This is a genomic window from Salinispora goodfellowii, assembly GCF_059570675.1.
Map to the genome: position 1 here is coordinate 1 of NZ_JCANTD010000095.1, position 1,390 is coordinate 1,390.

At 67.9% G+C, this 1,390-nt stretch carries 1 protein-coding gene; it reads left to right on the forward strand.

The genetic code is table 11. The annotated features are described in order from the left end of the window. Positions 1-104: 104 nt before the first annotated feature. On the forward strand, positions 105-1,385 hold the full coding sequence (locus tag T398_RS26780) for an ISAs1 family transposase (RefSeq protein ID WP_496450578.1): 1,281 nt from the start codon (positions 105-107) through the stop codon (positions 1,383-1,385). Positions 1,386-1,390 lie beyond the last annotated feature (5 nt).

A 1,390-nucleotide genomic window follows, 5' to 3' on the forward strand; every position in this document is an offset into this window, starting at 1 on the left:
CAGGGCGGTTGCGTAGTCGGTTGAAGGGTCTGTGAGCTGGGGTTTTTGGCGGCTGAATGGGTGGGGCCGGGTCCATGTAGGACGGGTGCGGCCTGTTCGTGATCATGGTGTTTGCGAAGACAACCGTGATCGAGAACTGGACGCACCCGCTGATGTCATCATCACTGACCGAGATCGTGCTGCCGCAGCGACCCCCGCACCTGCCGTGCCCGACCGTGGTCACCGATGGTGACCGGCGGAGCTTGTTCGTCGCGTTGGCAGCGGTGGACGACCCGCGGGATCCGCGGGGCCGCCGGTATCCCCTCGTTGCGATCCTGGCGGCGGCGGTGTGTGCGGTGATCGCCGGGGCGTGCACGTTCGCCGCGGTCAGCGATTGGGTGCGGTTCCAGGACCGCGTGGTCTGGGCCCGGCTCGGCTTCGATGGCCGGGTTCCGGCCGCGACGACGGTGTGGCGGCTGCTGATCCGTATCGACGCCGACGTGTTGTCGCAGGTCCTGGCCCGATGGCTCCGATCGCGGGCGGCACCGGCCCCGGTGGCTGGTCATTGGTGGCGCCGGGTCATCGCCGTCGACGGCAAGGTCGCCCGCGGTGCCCGGCTGGCCGACGGCCGCCAGGTGCACCTGCTCAGCGCGTATGACACCAGCACCGGCATCGTGCTCGCCCAGGTCCAGATCGAGGTGAAGTCGAACGAAATCCCCGCGTTCACGCCACTGGTGCGCCTGGTCAAGACCGTGTTGGGCTCGCTGGAGGGTGTGCTGTTCGTGGCGGATGCGTTGCATGCGCAGGTCGGGCACGCCGATCTGCTCGCCGAGCACGGCGCGCATCTGATGGTCACGACCAAGGCCAACCAGCCGAAGCTGTTCGCCCAGCTCAAAGCTCTACCGTGGGCGCAGGTGCCGGTCGGGGCGCAGACCCGCGAGACCGGTCACGGCCGTAAGGAGACCCGCACGGTCAAGGCACTGACTGTCGCGACCCCGGGCGGGATCGGCTTCCCGGAGGCCGAACAGGCTGTCCGGCTCACCCGGACCCGCACGGTCAAAGGCAAGACCAGCCGCGAGACGGCGTACCTGACGATCTCCCTGCCCGCCGGTCAGGCCCGGCCGGTCGATCTGGGCGCCTGGGCTCGGGCGGAGTGGCAGATCGAAAACAGGGTGCACTATGTACGAGATGTCACGTTACGTGAAGATGCGCATCAAGCCCGGACCGGGAACGGACCCGCTGTCTTCGCCACCCTCCGTAACACCTCGATCGGGCACCACCGCCTCAACGGCGCCACCAACATCGCCGAAGCCACCCGCGAAGCCAGCCAGCGTCCCCACGACCTCATCACCGCTGTGACCACCGGAAAACCGACCGTGAACAGGCTAAACGGCACTACGCAATAGCCCTG